We start from the raw sequence: 21,321 nt of genomic DNA, 5'->3' as shown, positions 1-21,321 counted from the left end.
CGCGGTGGACTCCGAGGGGCCCGCGGGAGTGCACGCGCTCAAGCCGGGCGACCCGTCCTTCGTCGGCGGCTACCGGCTGCTGGGCCGGCTCGGCGCGGGCGGCATGGGCGTGGTCTACCTGGCCCGTTCGACGGGCGGGGCGCTGGTCGCGCTGAAGGTCATCCGCGCCGAGTACGCGGCCGACCACGACTTCCGCGCCCGGTTCCGCCGCGAGGCCGAGGCGGCGGGCGGGCTCACCGGGCGCTGGGTGGTACCGGTCACCGCGGCGGAACCGGCGGCCCGCGAGCCCTGGCTGGCGACCGCCTTCGTACCGGGCCCGTCGCTGGCCGAGGCCGTCGCGCTGTACGGGCCGTTGCCCGAGCGTACGGTGCGCGCCCTGGGCGCCCGGCTGGCCGAGGCGCTCACCGAGGTGCATGCCGCGGGCCTGGTGCACCGGGACGTCAAACCGGGCAACGTTCTGCTCGCCCTGGACGGGCCCCGGCTGATCGATTTCGGCATCGCGCGCTCCACCGGCGCCACCGCGCTCACCGCGAGCGACGTGGTGATCGGCTCGCCCGGCTACCTCTCGCCCGAACAGGCGCAGGCGCGGGCCGGTGACGTCGGCCCGCCGAGCGACGTCTTCTCGCTGGGCTGCGTCCTTGCCTACGCCGTGACCGGCCGCCGCCCGTTCGGTACCGGTACCGCGGCCGCCGTCATCTTCCGTACGGTGCACGAGGAACCGGACCTGGACGCCGTACCGTGGGCGCTGGTCCCGCTGCTGACGGGCTGCCTCGCCAAGGACCCGCGGGCCAGGCCCACCGCGCGGGAGGTGGGGGACGCCCTGGCCGGTGCGGACGGACGGGAGGGCGACTGGCTGCCGTCCACACTGCCCCGGCTGATCGCGGAACGCTCGGCCGCCGTCCTGGCCCTGCCCGACCCCGGGCCGACCACGCTCCTGCAGCCGCCGGAGCGGCCCGCCCTCTCGCGGCGGCGCCTGCTGACGCTGGGCTCGGCGGCCGCAGTGGTCGTGACCGGCGGGGGACTGGCGGCCTGGGCCGCCTCCCGGCCCACGGCCGGCGGCGACGGCGCGACGGGATCCGGACCGCTGCCCCGGTACGTCGTCGGGCTGCACGCGGACCTGTCGGGAGCGGACAAGGCGATCGGCCGGGCGCAGGAGCGGGGCGCGCGGCTGGCCGTGGAGGACTTCAACTCCCGCTCCCGTGACGGCCGCACCTTCGACCTGGCCCTGGAGGTCCTTGACGACGGCGGGAAGGCGGAGCGGGCCGAGGAGGTGGCCGCGCGGTTCGTCGCGGACCACGACGTGTACGCGGTCATCGGCCCGACCGGCATCGCCACGGCCGAGGCCACCGTCGCCCGCTACGAGAAGGCCCTGCTGCCGATCGTGAGCGTCTCCTCCGCCGCCGATGTGTACTCCAATACCACCCGCGCGTTCTTCCAGCTCAGGCCCGACGTATACGCTCTGTCGACGCCGTTCATCCACTACCTCAGCCACACCGGCAAGAGCCGCAGGACCGCCGTCGTCGACGACCGCGCGGCAGGCCGCACCAGCTGGCAGATCGTCAAGGACCTGGCGATGTTCCCGCCCTCCAACGGCACGACCACCACCCATGTCGTCCCCGCGGACAGTGAGGACTTCGGCCCGGTCGCCGCCGCCGTGCTCGCCGCCCGGGCGGAGGCCGTGGTGTACGGCGGGGTCTCACCGCACCGGGCCGCCCGGTGCGCCCGTGCGTTGGAAGAGGCCGGATTCCAGGGCCCGCGCATGGCTCCGGAGCCGGTCCTGCAGAGCGCGTTCCTCACGGAGGCGGGCCCGGCGGCCGAGGGCTGGGTGATCAGTACGACCTACGTCGACCCGGCCGCACTGCCCGCTGCGGCGCACTTCGTGGCGGCGTACAAGAAGCGCTTCGGGGTGCGCGCCGTCGAGCACTTCGCGGTGGAGGCGTACGACGCGCTGTTCTTCGTCGCCCAAGGTCTGCGCGGGCTGGGCAACGTCTAGGTCGAGCGGGGCGCCATGGTGCGCAGGCTCCGTGCGTCCACCTACAAGGGGCTCGCCAAGACCATCGCATTCGATGCGGGGACCGACGAGTTCCACTGGCTCAACGGCCTCTTCCTCTACCGTGTGCAGAACGGCACCCCGCGCTTCCTGGGCCGCTACGACCAGATCAAGAAGACCTGATCCGGGGCCCGGGCCGGGCGTCACGTCCGCATCAGGGGGCGCCTTCGACCACTTCCATCGCGTTGCCGTCGGGATCCTGGAGGATGACGATGCGCACGCCGGGGCCGATGTCCATGGGGCCGTGCTGTACGCGTCCTCCGCGGGCCGCGCTGCGCTCGACGACCGCGTCGAGATCGCTGACGTACAGGGTCAGGTAGCGCAGGCCGGTCACACCGAAGACCGGCTCGTCGGCTCCGGCGGCGGGCTGCCGCGAGGGAACCATCACTTTGATCACCGTGCCGGGTGCCCGGAGGCGGTGTACGACTCCGGAGCCCGACGTGGCCACGGGGAGCCGTTCCAGCCGGAACACGGCGGCGAGGAAGTCCACCAGGGCTTCGTCGGTGCTGACGAGCCCGACCTCGACCCGCTGCAATGTCACGGCACTCCCCGGTGAGCTGTTCACGTCAGCCGTTCGGCACTGGCCCCACTTTCGAGAATGTTACTCTACCATGTGAGAATTTGATTCTCATCTCGGTGGGGCCGACCGTGGAAAGCGGGCGAGAGCGATGGAAAGGCTCGGCATCGAGCTTCTCAGCGTCTTCGGAATGCCACCGGTCGAGTTCGTGTCCCTGGCCGCCGACCTGGGGTGCCGCCACATCTCGACCGCCCTGGTGTCAAACCCGTACAACCCGCCGATCCATCCGCCGTTCTCTCTCCGGGACGACCCGGCACTGCGGCGCGAGATGATCGCCGCCATGCGCGACCGGGGCGTGTCCATCTCGCTCGGGGAAGGCATGACGGTCCGCGCGGGAGCCGACATCCGGGACAGGGCCGGCGATCTCGGGATCATGGCGGAGCTGGGCGTCCGGCGGATCAACACGGTCTCCCTCGAACCCGACCTCAGCCGCAGCGTCGACCAGTTCGGGATCCTCGCCGAGAAGGCCGCGTCCCTCGGGATGGAGACCACGGTGGAACCCAGTCCGGGCCTGCCGGTCCCGGACCTGCCCACGGCGCTCGACGTCATCCGGCAGGTCGGGCGGCCGGACTTCCGTCTCCTCGCCGACACGATGCACATCGTCCGGTCCGGTTCCGGGCCGGACGACCTCGCCTCGCTCGGCCCCGGCGTCGTCGGCTACATCCAGCTGAGCGACGCCCCGCTGGTGCCCACCATCCCCGACTACATGGAAGAGGCGATGTTCGAGCGGCTGGCGCCGGGCGCGGGCGAACTGCCGCTCCTCGGTGTGCTCAAGGCGCTGCCGCGCGACCTTGTCGTCGGACTCGAAATACCGCTCCGCGCGCAGGCGGAGGCCGGCGTCGGCGCGCACGAACGGCTCGGCCCGTGCGTCGAGGCGGCCCGCGGTCTCCTGGCCCAACTGGACGGCGACGCCCGTCAGTTGTGATACGCAGCCGCCCGCCAGGCGTTCCGCCGAGGGCGCCTCGGCGGGCGGCCCCTGCCGTATCCGCGGCCTGGGCGAGGCAGGCGGTGAGATGCTGCGGCCGGCGCCGGCGCGGGCGCGGGTGTACGGCTGTATGGCCTGGCCGCGAAACAGCGGGCTCAGCGGGGGCAAGTGCGGGTCGAGGCCGCCGGGTTGTTCGCGCAAGGGGTGGCGCCGCCGCAGCGGGTAAGGCGACTACGGGTCTCCCGGACGTCCGTCCGTGCCCGGTGTGCCGCCGGCGGAGGACGGAAGGGCGGCGTTCGGGCTCTGCGGTTCACGCCGGGCACTACCCGTGAGGTAGGTTCCCTCCATGCCGCCGCCGCTCCGCCTTTCCTCACCGGCGACGTCTCCTTCCGCAACACCCGCACGACGATGCGGAATTCGCCCCCCATTTTCCGCCGTGGCACAACCAATCCGAAGATCTCTCCGTCTACATCGGCGAATCGATGCCGCGCGGGGAGTGACAGCCCCGGGCGGGACGCCACGCGTCCTACACACCTGAGGCCCGCCGTGACTGGTTTGTCATCCCCTGCCCATGGCCTGTGCACCGGCCGAACCGACCGTGCGCACAGCACGGTGCACACCCCACGCACCAGGGGCCTCGCGTGATGCCCGAAACCCACCCCACGCCGAAGAACACGGCCGCCCCCGGCGCGGGCCGGCCCTCCGGGACCGGCCCGGACCAGCCCGCCGATCCACCGTCCGGCCGGGCCCGCACCCGTATGCGGCTGCTGCTGCCCACCGGACCCCGGCAGGCCGCCGCCCTCCTCGCGGCGGCTGTCACCGTCACAGCGTTCTGCGCCGCCAGCGCCGTCGCCCGCAGCTACCCCTTCGGGCCGCGCACCCGCAACATGAACGACCTGGGCAACCAGTACCTGCCCTTCCACGCCCACCTGTGGGACCTGCTGCACGGAAGGGCCGACGGCGGTCTCCTCGTCAACTGGCAGTCCGGGTTCGGCACCAGCTTCCTGCCCGACCTCGGCACCTACCTCAGCAGCCCGTTCGCCCTCCTCGTGGCAGTGTTCCCGCGGGATCAGATCGACCTCGCGGTGTACGTGATCACCCTGCTGAAGATGGCATGCGCGGGCGCGGCCATGGCCTGGCTGCTGCTCGCCCTGCGCCCCGGCCGCTGGTGGGCGGCGGGAGTGCTGGGCGCCTCCTACGCCCTGTGCGGCTGGAGCGTGGCGGACGCCGCGTACAACCCGATGTGGCTCGACGGCCTGATCGCCCTGCCGCTGCTGTGCCTGGTCGGCGAATGGACGCTGAACGACCGGCGCCGGACCCTCGGTGTCCTGATCGTGGCCTCCGCCTGGATCGCCAACTTCTACACCGCCTACATGGCCACCCTCGCCGCCTGCCTGGTGCTGCTGCTGCGACTGCTCCTCGCCGGTCTGCCACGCCGCCGGCAGCTCGCGGCAGCGGGCCGGGCCGGCGTGACCTTCGCACTCGGAATGGGCCTGGCCGCACCGCTGGTGGCGGTGGTGTACTTCGGCTCCGCACACACCCCACCCGGCCGGTTCACCGGGTTCGCCTCGGCGACGGGGGAGGAACTGCTGGCCCGGCTGCTGCCCGCGACGTACAGCTTCGGTTCACCGGCCGTGTTCGTGGGCACCACGACGCTGCTGCTCGCCCTCGCCCTGCCGTTCCACCGGGCGGCACCCCGGCGGGTCCGCACGGGATGGACGCTGCTGGTGGCCGCGATGGCGCTGTCGATGCAATGGGAGCCGACCCATCTGGCCTGGCACGCCTTCGCCACCCCCCAGGGCAGTTCCTACCGGCAGACCTTCGTGCTCTGCGCACTGCTGGTGATCGCCGCGTGGCACACGCTCTCCTACGGCCCGCCCGACCGGCGCACGCTGGGCGCGGCGACCGCGCTGCTCGCGCTGGTCGCCGCCGGCGCGAGCCGCAGCGACCTGGTACGCCCCTTCGTATGGCCGATCCTGCTGGTCGCCGTCGCGGGCGCGCTGGCCGGGCTGGTCCTGCTCGGCCGCACCGCCGAGGGGCGGTTCACCACCACCGCGCGAGGCACGGCACTGGCCGGGTGCGCGGCAGCGCTGCTCATCGGTGTCCAGCTCGGCGAGGCCACCGCCACCTCGGCCGTGGCCGAACGGCTGCGGCTCGGGCGCATGGACGACTACGCGCCCTGGGGCGCACGGCAGCAGCAGCAGGCGGAGGCGATCACGAAGGCCGACGGCTGGCCCCAGTACCGCACCGAACCGGGCCGGGAACAGACCGTCGGCAACGACCCACTGATGGTGGGCGGCCAGGGCGCCCAGTACTACAGCAGCCTCACCTCCGACGTCCTCATCAGGATGCTCACCGCGCTCGGAGACGGCTGGACCTCGGGAGGCCGGAACCTGCAGAGCCTCGACAACGCCGTCACGGACGTCATCTTCTCCGTCGGGGCCCGGGTGCACTCCCCGCCGGACCCGCACCAGAACTGGTTCCCCCAGGAGGGCAGCGGGGTGACGGTCTCCCGGCAGGACGTACCGCCCCTGGTCACGGTGCGGCCGCCCGCCCCCGCCGGCCCGCACACGGGCGGCTCTGTCTACGGACCGTCGCCCTACCGCAATCAGGAACTGCTGCTGGGCACCCGGGTCTACACCCTGCCCCGCCTCACAGTACGCACCAGTGCCGGACAGCCGCCGGCCCGAGAGGACAGGAAAGGGCAGGACGTACGCCTGAAAGCCCTGCCCGCCGGGACCGCCGCCCCGAAGCCGACGATCACCGCGAACTGCCCGGCCGGCAACGAGGTCTACCTGTGGGCCCCGTACTTCGGGGGCACCGCACGGCTCAGCGGCGCCTCCGCCCACGGCCTGACCGGGCGGTTCAGGTCCGACCCCACCACCAAGATCGCCGCCATGCAGCGGCTCGGCACGGTTCCGGCCTCCGGCCGCCTCCTGGTCGAACTGTCCCCGGACCGGCCGAGCCTCGTCCCGCACGGAGCGGTCGGCTGCCTGGACACCGCCCGGCTGCGCACCGTCGTCGAACGGCTCAAGACCACCGGCGCCACCCACGTGACCGTCTCGGGCGGCACCATCCAAGCCCGGCTCCCCGCCGGCAGCACGGGAACCGCGGTCATCGCGACCCCCCGGATCGCCGGCTGGCGCTGCGCGGCGGGCAACGCCTCCGCCGTACCCGCCGGGAACTACCACGGACTCCTCGCCGTCCCCCTCAACGGCTCCTCGACCAGCCTCACCTGTACCTTCCACCCACCCGGACTGCGGCTGGGCGCGACCGTCGGGGCCGCCTCGCTGCTCGCCCTGCTCCTGCTGACCACTTTCACCGCGGTCCGCCGACGACGGTGAACAGACCGCGGCCGAGGATCTCGCACAGCGGACGTCCACGGCCGCCTTCCACAGCGGGAGGAGTCACCTCACCCGGTCACCGCCCGGGAGATGACGGGTCCCGGGTCCCGGGACCCGGGCCTTCAGGATGACGGTCTACCGCCCGGTCCGCTCCGGTCACCTCTCCGCGGTCCGGGTCGGGCGGTCGTCCCGGCTTCCCGGGCAAGCACCCCACGAGTACCCGCACGCCCGCCGCATGAGCGCCGAGCGTATTTCTGCTCCAGTAGCTTTCACCCGGTGCAGTAGCTTGCCAACGCCGCCTGGAACCATCAGCCGCTGCGCGGCAGAGCAACCGGAGAGCCGCACATGCCCCGAGAGGCGCCGTACCTTGCCGTCACCGACGCGCTGCGCGCACGAATTCTCGCGGGAGAGTGGGGAATCGGGGAGCGCCTGCCGTCCCGGGCGCGGCTCGCCGAGGAGTACGGGGTCGGGCGCAACGTCACACAGAGGGCCGTGGAACGCCTGATCATCAAGGGCCTCCTCGAAGGACGCGCGGGCTCGGGCACCTACGTCCGCAGGCCGCGCGAGCGCCTGCGGATGGTGCGCTCACGGCACCGCGAACGCCGGGACGGTTCCCCCTCCCGCGCCGGCATGAAGGAGCGGGGCAGGGCCGGCGCCTGGGATTCGCACAGCCAGGCGCGCGTTCCCGCCCCCGCGGCGATCGCCGAGCGGCTCGCCATCAGCCCCGGAGACCTCTGCGTCAACACGCACTACGAGTTCCTTGCCGACGGGCAACCCGTCCAGCTCTCCGAATCCTGGGAGCCGATGGCCATCACGGACGGAACGCCGATCGTGCTGCCCGAGAGGGGCCCCCTCGCGGGAAAGGGGGTGGTCGAGCGCATGCGCTCCATCGGCGTGGACGCCGAGACCGTGGTCGAACTGCCGCGCCCGGCTCGTGCCACCCAGGCACAGGCGAACCTGCTGGGGATCAGCGTCGGGGACCTGGTGCTCCAGATCGAGCGGACCATCTACGACACCGACGGACGTCCGGTGGAAACCGCCGACATGGTCATTCCGGACGTGCGCCGAGAAGTGGCCTACGAGTTCAGCGTCGACCTGCCGTAGCGGTCGACCTGCCGCAGCGGGTGAAGCCCGTGGAGCGACGTCTCGCATCCGACAGTAGGTGACTCGCATGCCCATACCCTCCCGGCTCGGACTCTTACGCGATCCGGACTTCGGACGTCTGTCCGCCGCCACCGCGCTCGGCCAGCTGGGCGATCGCATCATTTTTCTGGCGCTGCCGCTGGCTGCGATCGTGGCCTTGAACGCCGATGAGTTCCAGGTCGGAGCACTGACCGCGATGACCACGGCAGGCTCGCTCCTGGTCGGGCTGCCGGCAGGCGCGTGGGTGGACCGCATGCGGAAGCGATCGGTGATGATCAGCACCGATCTTGTGAGGGCGCTGGTCCTCCTGACGATACCGATGGCGTGGTGGGCGGGCCTTCTGACGATCTGGTGGCTCTACGCGGTCGCATTGGTCCACGGAGTACTGACCGTCTTCTTCGACGTCGCGTACGTCAGCTATCTGCCGCACTTGGTGGGACGCGGCAGTCTTGTCGAAGGAAACTCGAAACTCTCGGCGATACGCTCGGTGACCAGCATCAGCGGGCCGGCGGTGGCAGGCCCACTGGTCGGCTGGGTCGGAGCCCCCGCAACGCTTCTGGCGAGTTCGGCCGGGATGGCTGTATCGGGCCTGCTCGCGATCAGTATCCGCAGACGCGAACAGAAGCCGGAGCCGAGTGAGCACCCTCGATTGCGCCGGGACATCAAGGAGGGGCTGAAGTTCGTTGTCGGGCATCCCGTCCTGCGCGCAACCGTACTGGGGGACGCGATATTCAACCTCTTCCTGGTCATGTACCAGACCATGCTGCTGGTCTTCCTGGAGAGGAAGATGGGCCTCGGGTCCTTCGGTATCGGCCTTGTTCTGTCGGGAATGGGGTGCGGTGCCCTGCTGGGCGCGCTGCTGGCGACCAGGGTCTCGAAGCGGGTCGGACAAGGTCCGGTCATCTGGCTCGCGCCACTGGTCACTTGTCCGCCGACAGCCCTGATGCCGTTGGCGCGACCCGGTTGGAGCGTGTACGTGGCGGCGATCGGACTCGCGGCTCTTTCCCTGGGCGGAGTCATCCGTTTTGTGGCTCAGTCGAGCCTCCAACAGACCCTCACGCCGGATCGGCTCCTGGGCCGGATGAGCGCGACAGCCCGCTTCGTGTCCTGGAGCGGCCTTCCGCTGGGCGGAGTCCTGGGCGGAGCCTCGGGCTCTGTGTTCGGGGCGACAGCCACACTGTGGATCGGCGCAGTCGGCATGACGCTGAGCTTTCTCGCGAACTTCCTGTCACCACTGCGAAACATGCGCACATCGCCCAGCGAAAGAGAATCCGAGCTCGTGCCCTGAGACTCGGGGGTTGATACTGGTGAGCGCGCGTATTCAACTGTCGCGTGTTGACCTGTCCGGCTCTGGTGTTGCCACTGACCGTGAGGCCTGACAGGGGGCGCCTGATGTCAGAGGCGTCCGGTTGGATGAGCCCGTGACTGTCTATGACCTGGCCCGCCGGCTTCCCGCCATCGCCGACCTGCGGAACCTGTGCCGCTCGCTTGCGATGCTCGACGCGATCCTGAGCCCGGACTGGGAGAGCCGGTATTACTCCTTCAACGCCGCTTGGGCTGAAGGCGAGGAGATGGCCTCGATGCGCAACGGGTCGGGAGACGAGTACTCCATCGTGTTCTCGGCGGCCGGGGTCTATGTCCGCGGCTTCGGCCACGAATCGCCGATGAACCCGTACGGCCACGATGGCGAGCCCTGGCCGGGAGTGATCGACGATGTTCCCGAGGCCTTCAAGCCCTTCGTCGAGGAGCCGGCGTTCACCGACGAGGACGGCGTGCCCGTCGTGACGGCCTGCTTGTGGCGGGGGACGACGGACGATCAGTGGCACCACGGCACGATCGACTTCCCCTCGGACCGTGCCGACCCTGACGGGGCGACAAGTCTGTTCGAGCTCCTGGTCGACCGCACTCCCGAAGCGTTCCAGCGCTTCGCGAGGACTATTACGAGGTCTCTTTGACATCCTCCCCCTCTTAAAAGAGGGGGATTCCAACCCGGGTGGGTTGAGGTTCACGGACATTCGACCGCTGTCTGGGCGGTGTTGTCCCTCCGGCACGGGTTTGGTGCCCGGGGCGGCTTTCGCCGTCCTGTCCTGCCGCGATGTTGGTTGCTGCGTTGGTGTCTGCGTTGCAGGTGAAGCCGCAGGAGGAGCAGACGAACTCGGCTTGGCTCTTGCGCGAGTTCTTGTCGGTCCATCCGCAGGCACTGCACCGCAGGCTGGTGTAGGGGGCGGGTACGTCCTCGACCCGACCGGGGGCTTTGTGCTCGGTGCGCCGGCGCAGCAGGCCCCAGCCCTGTGCGAGGATCGCCCGGTTCAGCCCGGCTTTCTGCGCAACCCGCTTGCCCGGCTCCTCGGTGGTCCCCTTCGCCGAGCGGGTCATGCTCTTGATGGTCAGTTTCTCGAACCGCACCAGGTCGTACGACCTGGCCAGTATGGTCGAGGTCTTCTCGCACCAGTCCTTGCGCCGGTCGGCTTCGCGGGCCTTGAGCTTGGCGGCCTTCGCGTACTCGGTCGTCTTGCGCGGGCTGTGCCTGGGTGCGCGGGCGGCGCGCCGCTGATGTTTGCGGATCTGTGCCCGCTCACGGGTGGTGAGCTGGGGGCAGTTCAGTATCCGGCCGTCCGACAGGGCCGCGGTGATCGTGACGCCGCGGTCGATGCCGATGACCTCGCCGTTGCCCGGCGCCGTGACCGGGGCGGGAATGACGGCGAAGGCGATGTGCCACTGCCCGTTCTTCCAGGTGACCCGGAACGTCTTCGCCTGCGGCAGCCCGGTCCGGGTGAGGCGGAAGCGGACCCAGCCGCAGCCCGGCACTTTCACCTGTGCCCATCGCCGGTTCAGCTTCTGGACCACCACCGAGCGGCCCATGATCTGCCTGCCGGTCTTCGCGTTCAGCTTCGGGCCGCCGTCGGTGTCGAACTCCGGGACGCGGTCGGTGCCGATGACGCGGAAGCCCTCGTGCCAGTACTTCCTGCGCCAGGCCGGCTCGCCGAACCCGGAGGTGAACCGCGCCTGCCTGGCCTTCGCGAAGTCCTTCAGTGCCTGCTGCTGCACATCCGCGTTGCCCTTGCGCAGCCACTCACTGGCAGTGCGGGCCTCGGTCAGCTGGCGGCACTGCTCGGCGAAACCGGGCGCGGGCTTCCTGTCCCTGTACCAGTGCGAGTGCTGCTCGACGGCCAGGTTCCATACGTACCGGGCGTGCGCGCAGTGCAGCAGCATCTGCTGCTCCTGCTCGCCCGTGGGGTACATCCGAAACCTTGCCATGGGACCAATCTAGCTCAATCATGGTCCCATGAAGCATGTGAACCTGAGACTCCCCGACGATCTGCACGAACAGGCCCGAGCCGCCGCCGAGGCCGACGACCGTTCCCTGAACTCCTGGCTGATCGCCGCCGTGCGACGCGCCGTCACCTCGGGCAAGACGCCGAATCGCCCTGAAGGCGATTCAGCTACCCCTGCCCCGCTCCGCGGGAGCGGGCATTCACCCCGGCCCTGAAGGACCCGGCACCCTGCCCGAAAACGAGGTGGAACGAAGCAACTTGTGGACGACGTCCTCCCACGAGGGACACGCGGGAGCTGTTGTGACCGTCGGCCAGGCCGCGCGCCCCCGAGTGCCACTCGGGTGCCAGTCCTGCGGGGTGTCGTCCACCGGCGGGCGGGTTCGGGGGCGCCTTGCTCGGTGGCCGCCGGTCAGACCGGCGGCCAGGACCGCAGCAGGGCTATGACACTCTCGGCGGTCGATCCCGAATGCTGCAGGTGGGCGTGCAACGCCCCCGACTCCTACGCTCCGCGCCGGCGCCATCGCCGCCCTGGAAGGCGACCTCGGCCTTCGGGTACCCGTCGAGCTGCGCGTCCTGTGGCTGCTGACGGCGGGTGACGACGGGGTCAACGGCTGGGGCTGGGGATGCCTTCCGGGCAGTGAGGCTCTGATGCCCCTGGACGCCGTGGCCGCCGCCCACCGGCAGAAGACGGACGCCCAGGCCCACGAGGACACCCTCAACGCCGACCGCCCCGAGCACGACCGGATCACCGTGTGGAAGGCAACCTGGATTCCGGTGGTCTCGCACGGCGCGGCTGACAGCACCTCGGGCCTGTACCTGGACGCCGCGACCCGCTACCTGGGCCGATGGTCCCGCTACAACGAAGCCCCAGGCGAGGAACTCGACACACTGGTCACCTACCTGGAAGAGGCCGCCGACATGCTGGAAGCCCCAGATCTGGCCACGCGGGACAAGCCCGGCCTGATCGGTGGGGCCCTGGTGTGGCTCAGCAGTATCGACCCTGCGCAGGAAGACCGGTGGCAGCCCTTGGCCGGCTGATCACATGTGAGAAGGGGATGCCAGCGCTTGTGGACCGGCACCCCTTCCTGCTTCGCTTGCCGGCGCTCAGGCTACGTCAACCGATCTTGGCCACGTGCAGGTAGTTGCGGTTGATGTGCGGTGCCCGAACCCGGGGAGGGCTGCGAAGAACCCGTCGCCGTCCAGCAGCCGCCGGCTCGGAGCCGGGAAACCGCTGAACGCCCTCTGGTTCTGAGTGCTCGAGATTGCGGCACGCCCGCACCGTTCCGTGCCGCTCGGCCCGTTCGTCGCCGTGCGGGTGTCCGCCAGGAGGCCGAAGTTCGCCGAACCGCCACCCGGTCGTCGCAGCGCGGCGCGATCTCCTGCACCGCTGGGATCCCGGAGGTTCTTGAGTGGCCTCGATCCGGGCCAGGGTCCACTCCACCAGCGCGCGCGAGCTCACCTCCCCGTCGGCGCGGATAGCGACCGCGTGGATCACATCGGAGCATAATGATCGAATTCCGGTGTGCCGCCAGGAGGTGATCATGTGACGAATTCTTTAGGGCCCGACTCGGATTCCCGCTCCGGCTCGCACGTGATGGTGCGACGGGGCCTGACGAAATCCAAATACGCGCAGGCGGAAATGGTATGGGTTGTGCTGGTCCTGCTCCTGACGGCGCTGCTGGTGGGCTGGTGCGGCTTCAAGGACTTCAAGGATGCTCTGACTTTCCCGGGTTGCGTCACCGGAGCGGCCCTCATGTTGGCGGCCCTCATCATGGTCGTGGGTGTTGTCGCGGTCTTGGACTGTTGGGTCCGAGGGCCGATTTCCAACTTTGGAGTGGTCGCGCTGATCAGTACCGGCGTGGCGTTGTTGACGAACGTCCTGCTCGCGTTTCAGACATGGCATGACGGCGAGAGAGTCGGCTACAAGGTACTGTCCATTGTGCTCAGCGTGGGTTCGCTATTGGCTGTCATCCAGGTGTGGCGAAGACTGGAGGAGATCCCCACTCCGAAGCGAGTGGCTGCGGCACTCATTGTCTCCACGATCGTGGCGGTCGCCAATTTCAGCTACCAGTACCTCTTTCAGCCGTACCGGCGCGAGGTCGCCCCTCTCGTGCAGCTGAACGTGGGCAAGGCGGTGCTCAGTGCGGACCGCAAGGCGTTCTCCGTGCCGGTCGACATCAAGCTCGTGAACCACAGCGATGTGAGTTTCTATGTGCTGGGCACCGAGTTCCATGCCATGGGGGAGGACGTGACGGTGAGCCAGACGGACCTGGACCGCTCGAAGTGGCGGGAGAGCGCCGAGCAATGGGTCAGATACCGGGAGAAGCACCCGCTCACCCGCAGGGAGGTCTACCAGCCCGGCAAGCTGGTGGCGGCGCAGCCGTGGATTCCCCTCGGACACTGGGTCGAGGCGAAAGGCGAGTCACTCACGCGAACCGTTGTTCAGCTTCCCATCGACACGCATTTCGACAAGCTGACGTTCTACGCCACCCTGAACCTGGCGCGTAAAGACCGGCTCGTTATGGAAAATTTCGGAGGGCCTGGTTACTCCTGGCGGGGCGTCGAGCTGCCCCGTTGGGTGAAGGCAGGGCAGAAAGAGAACGACACCATCGTCCAAACGGCCGAGATGCAAGAAAACAATGCGATCGATTTTTATACGAGAAAAACGCGCCGCGTCACTACCTATTGGCGCTTTGGTTCACATGGTGTAGACGTGGCGCCGGTCATCGCGCGGGTGGGTGAGGAAGATCGCACATTCTCCGAACAGACGAACCGCGAGGTGCGGAACCGCTACGGTCTGCTCGACGTCTTGGCGGGCCCGGTCGAACAGACGCTGGGCGAGATCAAGAGCCGGCGCTGACCAGCCCCTCCAGCCACATCACCAGGGCGAGAGAGCTGTTCACGCGATCCCAGGAGTACGAGTCCCCCATGCCGAGCCGCGCCTCTCGCACGGCCCGGCACAGCGTCTCGACGTCGACATCTCCTGGACGAGCGGATGGGTGCCGGGCCACCGCCTTCCGCCCAGCCCCGCCGCCTGGTCGTTGATCATGTTCAGCCAGGTGGCGCCGCCCCGGCGCCCGAAGTGCGAGGCAACACCGCCGTCATGACTGTTGACCTTCTTCGGGCGGAGCGGGGTGTACGGCCGGGGTGTACGGCGTGACCGTCAGGGTGCCAGTGCCAGTGCCAGTGCCAGTGCCAGTGCCAGTGCCGGTGTCGCGTGAGCAGGTTGGGGCGTCTCGGGGTCAGCCGGCATACACCCTGCCCTGCTTCACGACGAAGTGTGTCGGCTCGGAGCAGCCCAGGGACGGCGTGAGCTGCAGGCTCACGGTGAGCGGGGCGGGCTCGGTGCCGGCGGTCGAGAACTGGCAGACGGCGCCCTTGCCCGTGAGGGGGTACCAGAACCAGCCGTCCACGTCGCCCACGGTCACGCGGTCCGACTCCTTCCAGGCGCCGCCGACCTGCGTGTAGACCTGCAGGCGCACAGAGGCGGCGTACTCGTCCTCCGGTGAACGCAGCGCGGTCAGGGTGATCTTGTAGTCGGTTCCGAGGACGGAAGAGGCGAGTTGCTGCGTCTGCGGCGCAGCCGTGTCCGCGTTCGAGGCTCCGGCGCCGGCGGCTCCGAGAGCGGCCGCCATGAGGACGGTGAGGGCTGCGGCTGTGCCGCGGCGGGTGCGGGCCAAGTTCATGTGCTCCCCCGTTGGGACGAGTTGGTACGGAAGGTCGGATTGTTCCGTTCGGTGATGAAGACGAGTCACACGGCACAGGGGTTGCACGGCTGCCGGCCGGCCGATGCCGTCGGCGACCGGACGTCGGCCTTTTCGGGCGACTGCCCGATACCTTCGGCTGTGTCAAGCCACGATTTCCCGGAACGTGACCACATCGTGCTGCTCGGGCCTACTGGAAGTGCGGGCCCACCGGAAAGGAAATGAGCGGCACAGCCGTCCTGCCGACCGGATTCCCGGGCCGCGCCTCATGAATCCGCCCAGTGAAAACCGAGTTTTTTGCTCTTTCTCACACCGGTGAGAGCGTGCAAAGAAGGACATAGATTCTTATGAATGACACCATCTGGACGCGTTCTCTGGTCGTCGTCGCCACCTCCGCCCTCCTGGGCGCCGGCGGCGTCCTGATACCGGCTTCCGCGGCGTTTGCGGCACCGGCCGCGCACAGCTCGTCGGTCATCACCTCGGACCACAAGGACCACGACGGTCACAAGGACGATGACGGGCGCTGGGGCCACGACGGCCATGACGACCATGACGGGCGCTGGGGTCATGACGACCACGACGACTACTGCCGTGCCGGTGACGGAGGTGACGGAGGCGACGGAGGCAACGGCACCGGTACCGACACCCCCGTCTGTACGGCGCCGGGCGATGCCGGCACGGGCGGTGCCGGCGGCCGCGGCGGCAAGGGCCGCTGCGGCGGCCAGGACGGCAAGGGCGGCCGCGGCGGCTCCGGCAGCGGCGGCAAGGGCGGCCCCCCGTGCCCCAAGGAGCCCGACCCGTACCCGACGCCGGACCCGCACGGTTCCCCGACACCGGACCCGTACGATTCCCCCACGCCGGACCCGTACGGCGGCGACCCGGCCTCGACCGACACGGGCGACCACGGACCCAACTGATCCTCCGTCCCTCCAGGATGCAGAGAAAAAAAGGGGGACTCCTGCCGAGCAGGACAGGGAAGGCGATCCGCCGACATGGATCGCCTTCCCTGCTTTTTGCTGCGAGCCGTGAACCCGTCACACGAAACCGGTCACTCGGGCGTATGCCGTTTCCGTCCGGCACCACTGCGCCCCCGGCCCAGGGCGGCCGAGTGTCTGTGTGAAGTCACCTCAAGCGCAGTCAGGCGCAGGGAAGTTGGAGCACGCACGGCGGGGCTGCCGTGCGCGTCGTGCGGTGCCTGCGTGCGGCATGGCATGACAGGCCTGGGGCGCCGCGGCCGGGGCGCTCATGGGCCGGTCCGGGGGAGCGGTGGTGTGCCGTCACGGTGTGCGTGCTGCCGGAGCCCGGCCGTCGCCGGGGTCGGAAAGCGGCCGGTCCGCTGCGCCGTGGCGCCTTTTGCGCGCTTTTACCCGACGCTTACGACTGCGTCAAGTCACGACTTGCCGGAACATGACCGCGCTGTGCCGATCGGGCTTACTTGAAGTGCGGCCTCACCGGAAAGGAAAACGAGGCTCCGCGGCAAGGAGAATTCTTTTCCGGGGATCTTCCGCTTTCCATCAGAAGGGGATCTCTCCCCGTTCGAGGAAAAGACCGCAGCCGGTTCACCGGCCCTCATCCCGGATTACCGGGGAACGTCAGAGAACACCGTTTCATCAGAAGGAGAAACCATGACCCGCAACGTTGACACCCACAGCAATGCCCGCCCCAAGCGCCGGGGCGTGCGCCTGGCGACGCTGTTCGCCTCGGGCGCTTTCATGGCAGGGGTCGCCATCCTGCCGGCCTCCTCCGCGATGGCGGCCCCGATGCCGGCCTCGCCGGCAGTAAGCCTCACTGCCCAGGTGAGCAACCACGACCACGGCAACAATCACGGCAACGACCACGACGGCAACTGGCACGGCAACGGCAACGGCAACGGCAACTGGCACGGAAACGGCCAGGGAAACGGCAACGGTGACGGGCACGGCAACGGCAACGGTGACGGCACCGGTAACGGCCACGAGGGAGGCAACCCGCCCGAAGAGACCCCGAAGAAGACGGGAGGCGAGGGCGGCCCCGGCGGCAACAGCCCGAACGGCAAGGGCGGCAACGGCGGCCCCGGCGGTAACGGCGCTGATCAGGGCGGCACGGGCGGCCCCGGCGGTGACGGTGGCCAGGACGGCGGCAACGGCGGTCCCGGTGGCACCGGCAAGCAGGGCGGCGATGGCGGCCCCGGCGGCACCGGCACGGCCGGCAAGGGTGGCAACGGCGGCCCCGGCGGCACCGGCACCGAGCGGGGTGGCAACGGCGGCCCCGGCGGTGACGGCGGCACCCAGGGCGGCGACGGCGGCCCCGGTGGCGACGCGCTTTAGGGCGGCAGCCTGATCCGGCCGTCACAGGCCGGTGGCCCGGACGGCCCCTCATGTCCGGGCCGCCGGACCACCCCGGGCGGGGTGGAGGTCTTCACGGCCTCCACCCCGCCCCTCCGAGAACGAAACGGAGCCCCCTCGTGCCCAGAAGTCTCCGGCAGCGTCCCTTCACCCTGGCGACAGTCAGACGGGCCCTCGCCATCGGCATCGCCGCCGTCGCGCAGACACCGCACCACACCGCAGCAGATGCCGGCCACGGGGCCGGGGCCGGGGCCGCCGGCCTCCCAGAGCGCGATACCGACAGCGGCAACAGCGGCAAGCAGGGCCGTGCCGGCCGCACCGGCAAGGTCCGGGGCGGAAATGGCGGCGCCGGCGGCTACGGCAAGGTCCGGGGCGGGAGCGGCGGCGCAGGCGGCAACGGCGGTGTCCGGGGCGGGGACGGCGGTGCGGGCGGCGACGGCGGTATCGAGGGCGGCGCAGGAGGCGCCGGCGGCAACGCGGGCACCTCGGGCGGCAGCCTGCCATGACCGCCACAGGCCCACGCCCCTCCGAACGGCCCCGCCCAACCTGCGGCGCCCAGGGGCACAGCGCCCGGGACGACACCTCACCCACCGAAAGAACGGAGAACCCTCATGCCCAGAAGTTTCTGGCAGCGTCCCTTCATCCGGGCGACAGCCTCACTGGCACTCGCCGCAGGCATCGCCTGCGCCGTGCACGTACCGCACCACGCCGTGGCAGGCCCCGGCCACTCGGCCAGGGTCGTTGACTTCCTTGGCCGCGACGGCCCCGATACGGACTGCGGCACGGGTGGCGCCGGCGGCAAGGGCGGCGACGGCGGATCGAGCGGCCAGGGCGGCCACGGCGGTGCCGGCGGCAACGGCGGAGTCCAGGGCGGCGACGGCGGCGCGGGCGGTGACGCCGGCGGCCAGGGCGGCGGCCCCGGTCAGCCGGGTGAGCCCGGCAAGCCCGGCGCACACGGCTGTTCCCGGTTCGAGGACCTGCCGGACAAGCCGAAGGAGAAACTCACACCGGCGGACAAGGTACGGATCGTGCTCGTCGTCCTGCACGGACCCACGACCAGCGCCCAGGCCGCCGAGAAATACAAGATGTCGGTACACGAGATCGACACCTGGATCGACCAGTACCGCGCCCACGACTGGGCCGCACTGGCGAAACAGAGCTAGCGCACTGCCAGGTCCGCGAGGCCCGGCACAGGCGGCGGTGCGCGGGGCGAGCGCCGTGAACCGGGTCCGTGCCGCACCGCCGCTTCTGCGCGAGCCGGCGGCCGATGTGGCCGAGGAGACACCTGTGAGGCAGTTGTTTACGCCGTGTAAAGGCGCATGTCGCCCTCGCCGTATGCCTGTTCGGACGCGAATGGCAAGACCTCATTCCAGACAACTGCTTGTTTAGAGCATGACATTGACAACCTTTTGATGTGAAGATCTCCACGCCGTGCGGCACGACCCCCATCGCACGTTCTCCCCGGATGGCCGACACCACCGTCCGGTTTTCCCACACGGCCGCCGTCGGGCGGCCGGAAGGAGCAGGAGTGCCGAGATCCTTACGTCCCCGCAGGTCCAGACTGCCTCGTGGTCCCCAGCGCGCCACGGGAGGTGCGCTGGTCGTCGTGACCGCCCTCATCGCCGCCGCGGCCGCACCGGCGGCCGGAGCGTCCGCCCAGCCGGACCGGGCCCCGGCCCAGGCCAGGATCACCGCGGAGCCCAGAGCGGGCGCGGCTCCCGTCCCGCTCACCCCGGCCCAGCGCGGCAGCCTGCTGAAGTCCGCGGCGAACTCCGCCACCGCCACCGCCGGTGCCCTGAAGCTGGGCGCCAAGGAGAAGCTGCTGCCGAAGGACGTCATCAAGGACGCCGACGGCACCGTCCACACCCGCTACGAGCGCACCTTCGCCGGACTCCCCGTCCTCGGCGGTGACTTGGTGGTCCATCAGCGCGGCGCCGGCCGGACCGTCAGCAAGGCGACCGACGCCGCGGTGTCCGTACCGACGACCGACGCCACGGTCGCCGCGTCGACGGCGAAGAAGTCGGCGCTTGCCGCCGCCAGGGCGGACGGCACCGGGCAGGTGCAGGCGGACGGGACACCGCGACTGGTCGTCTGGGCGGCCGACGGCGCGCCCGCCCTCGCCTGGGAGTCCGTGGTCACCGGCGTCGAGGACGACGGCTCTCCGCGCGAGGTGCATGTCGTCACCGACGCGAAGAGCGGCAAGAAGCTGCGGGAGTTCGAGACCATCCACCCCGGTGTGGGCAAAGGCCAGTTCAACGGCGAGGTCGACCTCGGCAGCACACGCAACGGAGACGTCTTCGAACTGACCGACACACAGCGCGGCGGCCACAGGACGTACGACCTGGGCGGCGCCACGAGCGGCACCGGCACGCTCTTCACCGACGCCGACGACATCTGGGGCGACGGAGACCCGGCCGACCGCCAGACCGCCGCCGTGGACGCCGCGTACGGCGCCCAGAAGACCTGGGACTTCTATCGCGACCGGTTCGGCCGCAACGGCATAGCCAACGACGGCGTCGGCTCGTCCTCCCGGGTCCACTACGGGAACAACGTTGTCAACGCCTACTGGGACGACGACTGCTTCTGCATGCTCTACGGCGACGGCGAGAACAACGCGAACCCGCTGACCGAACTCGACGTCGCCGCCCATGAGATGACCCACGGCGTCACCAGCGCCACGGCGGACCTGTACTACTACAACGGGGAGTCCGGCGGCCTGAACGAGGGCAGCAGCGACATCATGGCCGCCGCCGTGGAGTTCTTCGCCGACAACCCCCACGACGTGCCCGACTATGAGGTCGGCGAACTGATCGACATCAACGGCGACGGCACCCCGCTGCGCTACATGGACCAGCCCTCCAAGGACGGCCTCTCGCAGGACTACTGGTCCACCGACACCGAAGGGCTCGACCCGCACTTCTCCTCCGGCGTGGCGAACCACTTCTTCTACCTCCTCGCCGAGGGCAGCGGGCAGAAGACCGTCAACGGCGTCGGATACAACAGCCCCACCTACGACGGCGAGCCGGTTCCCGGCCTCGGCCTGCGCAACGCCACGGACGTCTGGTACCGGGCGCTGACCACCTACATGACGTCCACCACCGACTACGCGGGCGCCCGCGTCGCGACCCTCCAGGCCGCCGCCGACCTGTTCGGCCGGTCCGGCGGGGAGTACGAGGCCGTCGGCAACACCTGGGCGGCAGTGAACGTCGGCCCGCGCTTCGTCAACCACGTCGCGATGACGGCGCCCTCCAGCCAGGAATCCGCGGTCGGCCAGCCCGCCACGCTGAAGGTCACGGCGGACACCAGCGGTTCGGACAGCCTGACCTACGAGGCCACCGGCCTGCCCGACGGGCTGGCCATCGACCACGAGACCGGTGTGATCTCCGGCATCCCGGCCGAGGCGGGGGAGTTCACCCCGACCGTGACGGTGAGCGCCGGAGCCGGAGCCGGAGCCGAGGCCGAGGCCGGCTTCGCCTGGAGCGTCATCGCTTCCGGCGGCGACTTCTTCGTCAATCCGGGCAATGTGCGGGTCCCCGACGCGGGCGATCCGGTCGAGTCCCCGCTCGTCGTGACCGGCCGCACCGGCAACGCCCCGAGCGCCCTCCAGGTCTCGGTGGACATCGTCCACACCTACCGCGGCGACCTGGTGATCGACCTGGTCGGCCCCGGCGGCACGGCCTACCGGCTGAAGAACGCCTCCGGCGACTCCGACGACGACGTACGCACGACGTACACCGTCGACGCCTCCGCCGAACCGGCCGACGGCACATGGAAGCTCCGTGTCCAGGACCTCTACCCGGTCGACACCGGCTACATCGACAGCTGGAAGCTGACCTTCTGACCGGCGCTCCCGGGCCTGTGGTGCCGGGCCTGTGGTGCCGGCGGGCACCACAGGCCCGGGAGCAGGCGTCGGGGATCGTCATGTGCGGCCACTTCGAGAAGGCCGGCCCGGCCGCACCGGCCGGCAAGGGCGAACGGC

Annotated in this window: 16 protein-coding genes and 1 pseudogene; 14 read left to right on the top strand and 3 right to left on the bottom strand. The window is 70.2% G+C overall.

All coding sequences use genetic code 11. From position 1 onward, the window contains the following. Positions 1-28: 28 nt before the first annotated feature. Positions 29-2,173: pseudogene (locus RV986_RS53290) on the top strand (bifunctional serine/threonine-protein kinase/ABC transporter substrate-binding protein). Positions 2,174-2,204: 31 nt separating this feature from the next. Here the strand turns inward: RV986_RS53290 and RV986_RS53285 are convergent. Then, complete coding sequence (locus tag RV986_RS53285) at positions 2,205-2,591, bottom strand: VOC family protein (RefSeq protein ID WP_475924884.1); 387 nt, start codon at positions 2,589-2,591, stop codon at positions 2,205-2,207. A 166-nt stretch (positions 2,592-2,757) separates the two neighbouring features. On the opposite strand from RV986_RS53285, the gene RV986_RS53280 reads away from it, so the two are divergent. The 5 genes from RV986_RS53280 to RV986_RS53260 all read left to right on the top strand — a co-directional run bounded on the left by RV986_RS53280 (position 2,758) and on the right by RV986_RS53260 (position 9,994). Continuing rightward, a complete protein-coding gene (locus RV986_RS53280) occupies positions 2,758-3,552 on the top strand; it encodes a sugar phosphate isomerase/epimerase family protein (RefSeq protein ID WP_475924883.1) in 795 nt (264 codons plus the stop codon). Between the two features lie 758 nt (positions 3,553-4,310). After that, complete coding sequence (locus RV986_RS53275; RefSeq protein WP_475924927.1) at positions 4,311-6,896, top strand: YfhO family protein; 2,586 nt, start codon at positions 4,311-4,313, stop codon at positions 6,894-6,896. 345 nt (positions 6,897-7,241) lie between these two features. After that, positions 7,242-8,000, top strand: a complete 759-nt coding sequence (locus RV986_RS53270) for a GntR family transcriptional regulator (protein ID WP_475924882.1) — start codon at positions 7,242-7,244, stop codon at positions 7,998-8,000. A gap of 67 nt (positions 8,001-8,067) precedes the next feature. Next, entirely contained in the window at positions 8,068-9,327 is a 1,260-nt protein-coding gene (locus RV986_RS53265) for an MFS transporter (protein WP_475924881.1), read from the top strand. A gap of 133 nt (positions 9,328-9,460) precedes the next feature. Further along, the gene (locus RV986_RS53260; protein ID WP_475924880.1) at positions 9,461-9,994 is read left to right on the top strand and encodes a hypothetical protein; all 534 of its coding nucleotides are present in this window, start codon (positions 9,461-9,463) and stop codon (positions 9,992-9,994) included. Positions 9,995-10,007: 13 nt separating this feature from the next. On the opposite strand, the gene RV986_RS53255 is transcribed toward RV986_RS53260, so the two are convergent. Next, positions 10,008-11,297, bottom strand: coding sequence for an RNA-guided endonuclease InsQ/TnpB family protein (locus RV986_RS53255; RefSeq protein ID WP_475924879.1), 1,290 nt, complete (start codon positions 11,295-11,297; stop codon positions 10,008-10,010). Between the two features lie 28 nt (positions 11,298-11,325). Between RV986_RS53255 and RV986_RS53250 the strand changes: the two genes are divergently transcribed. From RV986_RS53250 to RV986_RS53240, 3 genes are all read left to right on the top strand, one after another. Next, a complete protein-coding gene (locus RV986_RS53250) occupies positions 11,326-11,529 on the top strand; it encodes a YlcI/YnfO family protein (RefSeq protein ID WP_475924878.1) in 204 nt (67 codons plus the stop codon). 433 nt (positions 11,530-11,962) lie between these two features. Then, on the top strand, positions 11,963-12,352 hold the full coding sequence (locus tag RV986_RS53245) for a hypothetical protein (protein WP_475924877.1): 390 nt from the start codon (positions 11,963-11,965) through the stop codon (positions 12,350-12,352). 505 nt (positions 12,353-12,857) lie between these two features. Next, positions 12,858-14,174 carry a hypothetical protein gene (locus RV986_RS53240; protein ID WP_475924876.1) on the top strand — a complete coding sequence of 439 codons (1,317 nt, stop codon included), beginning with the start codon at positions 12,858-12,860 and terminating at the stop codon, positions 14,172-14,174. Between the two features lie 382 nt (positions 14,175-14,556). Here RV986_RS53240 and RV986_RS53235 read toward each other — a convergent pair whose 3' ends face one another. Then, positions 14,557-15,000, bottom strand: a complete 444-nt coding sequence (locus RV986_RS53235) for a hypothetical protein (RefSeq protein ID WP_475924875.1) — start codon at positions 14,998-15,000, stop codon at positions 14,557-14,559. A gap of 365 nt (positions 15,001-15,365) precedes the next feature. Between RV986_RS53235 and RV986_RS53230 the strand changes: the two genes are divergently transcribed. The 5 genes from RV986_RS53230 (at position 15,366) to RV986_RS53210 (ending at position 21,183) form a co-directional block, all read left to right on the top strand. Continuing rightward, the gene (locus RV986_RS53230; RefSeq protein WP_475924874.1) at positions 15,366-15,935 is read left to right on the top strand and encodes a hypothetical protein; all 570 of its coding nucleotides are present in this window, start codon (positions 15,366-15,368) and stop codon (positions 15,933-15,935) included. Between the two features lie 708 nt (positions 15,936-16,643). Next, a complete protein-coding gene (locus RV986_RS53225) occupies positions 16,644-17,324 on the top strand; it encodes a hypothetical protein (RefSeq protein WP_475924873.1) in 681 nt (226 codons plus the stop codon). Positions 17,325-17,461: 137 nt separating this feature from the next. Continuing rightward, positions 17,462-17,848, top strand: coding sequence for a hypothetical protein (locus tag RV986_RS53220; protein ID WP_475924872.1), 387 nt, complete (start codon positions 17,462-17,464; stop codon positions 17,846-17,848). A 105-nt stretch (positions 17,849-17,953) separates the two neighbouring features. Then, positions 17,954-18,505: a DUF1153 domain-containing protein gene (locus RV986_RS53215; RefSeq protein WP_475924871.1), complete on the top strand. Its 552-nt coding sequence runs from the start codon at positions 17,954-17,956 to the stop codon at positions 18,503-18,505. 443 nt (positions 18,506-18,948) lie between these two features. Further along, a complete protein-coding gene (locus RV986_RS53210; protein WP_475924870.1) occupies positions 18,949-21,183 on the top strand; it encodes a M4 family metallopeptidase in 2,235 nt (744 codons plus the stop codon). Positions 21,184-21,321 lie beyond the last annotated feature (138 nt).

The sequence above is a fragment of the Streptomyces sp. RLA012 genome (genome assembly GCF_056270325.1).
The sequence above is the reverse complement of the archived record's forward strand: the minus strand, read 5'-3'. Positions and strand labels throughout refer to the sequence as shown.

What these genes read in the sequence shown, in the direction of transcription:
- RV986_RS53280 (WP_475924883.1), top strand. Translation starts at nt 2,758, where the DNA reads ATGCCACCGGTCGAGTTCGTGTCCCTGGCCGCCGACCTGGGGTGCCGC.
- RV986_RS53275 (WP_475924927.1), top strand. Translation starts at nt 4,311, where the DNA reads ATGCGGCTGCTGCTGCCCACCGGACCCCGGCAGGCCGCCGCCCTCCTC.
- RV986_RS53270 (WP_475924882.1), top strand. Translation starts at nt 7,242, where the DNA reads ATGCCCCGAGAGGCGCCGTACCTTGCCGTCACCGACGCGCTGCGCGCA.
- RV986_RS53265 (WP_475924881.1), top strand. Translation starts at nt 8,068, where the DNA reads ATGCCCATACCCTCCCGGCTCGGACTCTTACGCGATCCGGACTTCGGA.
- RV986_RS53255 (WP_475924879.1), bottom strand. Translation starts at nt 11,297, where the DNA reads ATGGCAAGGTTTCGGATGTACCCCACGGGCGAGCAGGAGCAGCAGATG.
- RV986_RS53250 (WP_475924878.1), top strand. Translation starts at nt 11,326, where the DNA reads ATGAAGCATGTGAACCTGAGACTCCCCGACGATCTGCACGAACAGGCC.
- RV986_RS53245 (WP_475924877.1), top strand. Translation starts at nt 11,963, where the DNA reads ATGCCCCTGGACGCCGTGGCCGCCGCCCACCGGCAGAAGACGGACGCC.
- RV986_RS53235 (WP_475924875.1), bottom strand. Translation starts at nt 15,000, where the DNA reads ATGAACTTGGCCCGCACCCGCCGCGGCACAGCCGCAGCCCTCACCGTC.
- RV986_RS53230 (WP_475924874.1), top strand. Translation starts at nt 15,366, where the DNA reads ATGAATGACACCATCTGGACGCGTTCTCTGGTCGTCGTCGCCACCTCC.
- RV986_RS53225 (WP_475924873.1), top strand. Translation starts at nt 16,644, where the DNA reads ATGACCCGCAACGTTGACACCCACAGCAATGCCCGCCCCAAGCGCCGG.
- RV986_RS53215 (WP_475924871.1), top strand. Translation starts at nt 17,954, where the DNA reads ATGCCCAGAAGTTTCTGGCAGCGTCCCTTCATCCGGGCGACAGCCTCA.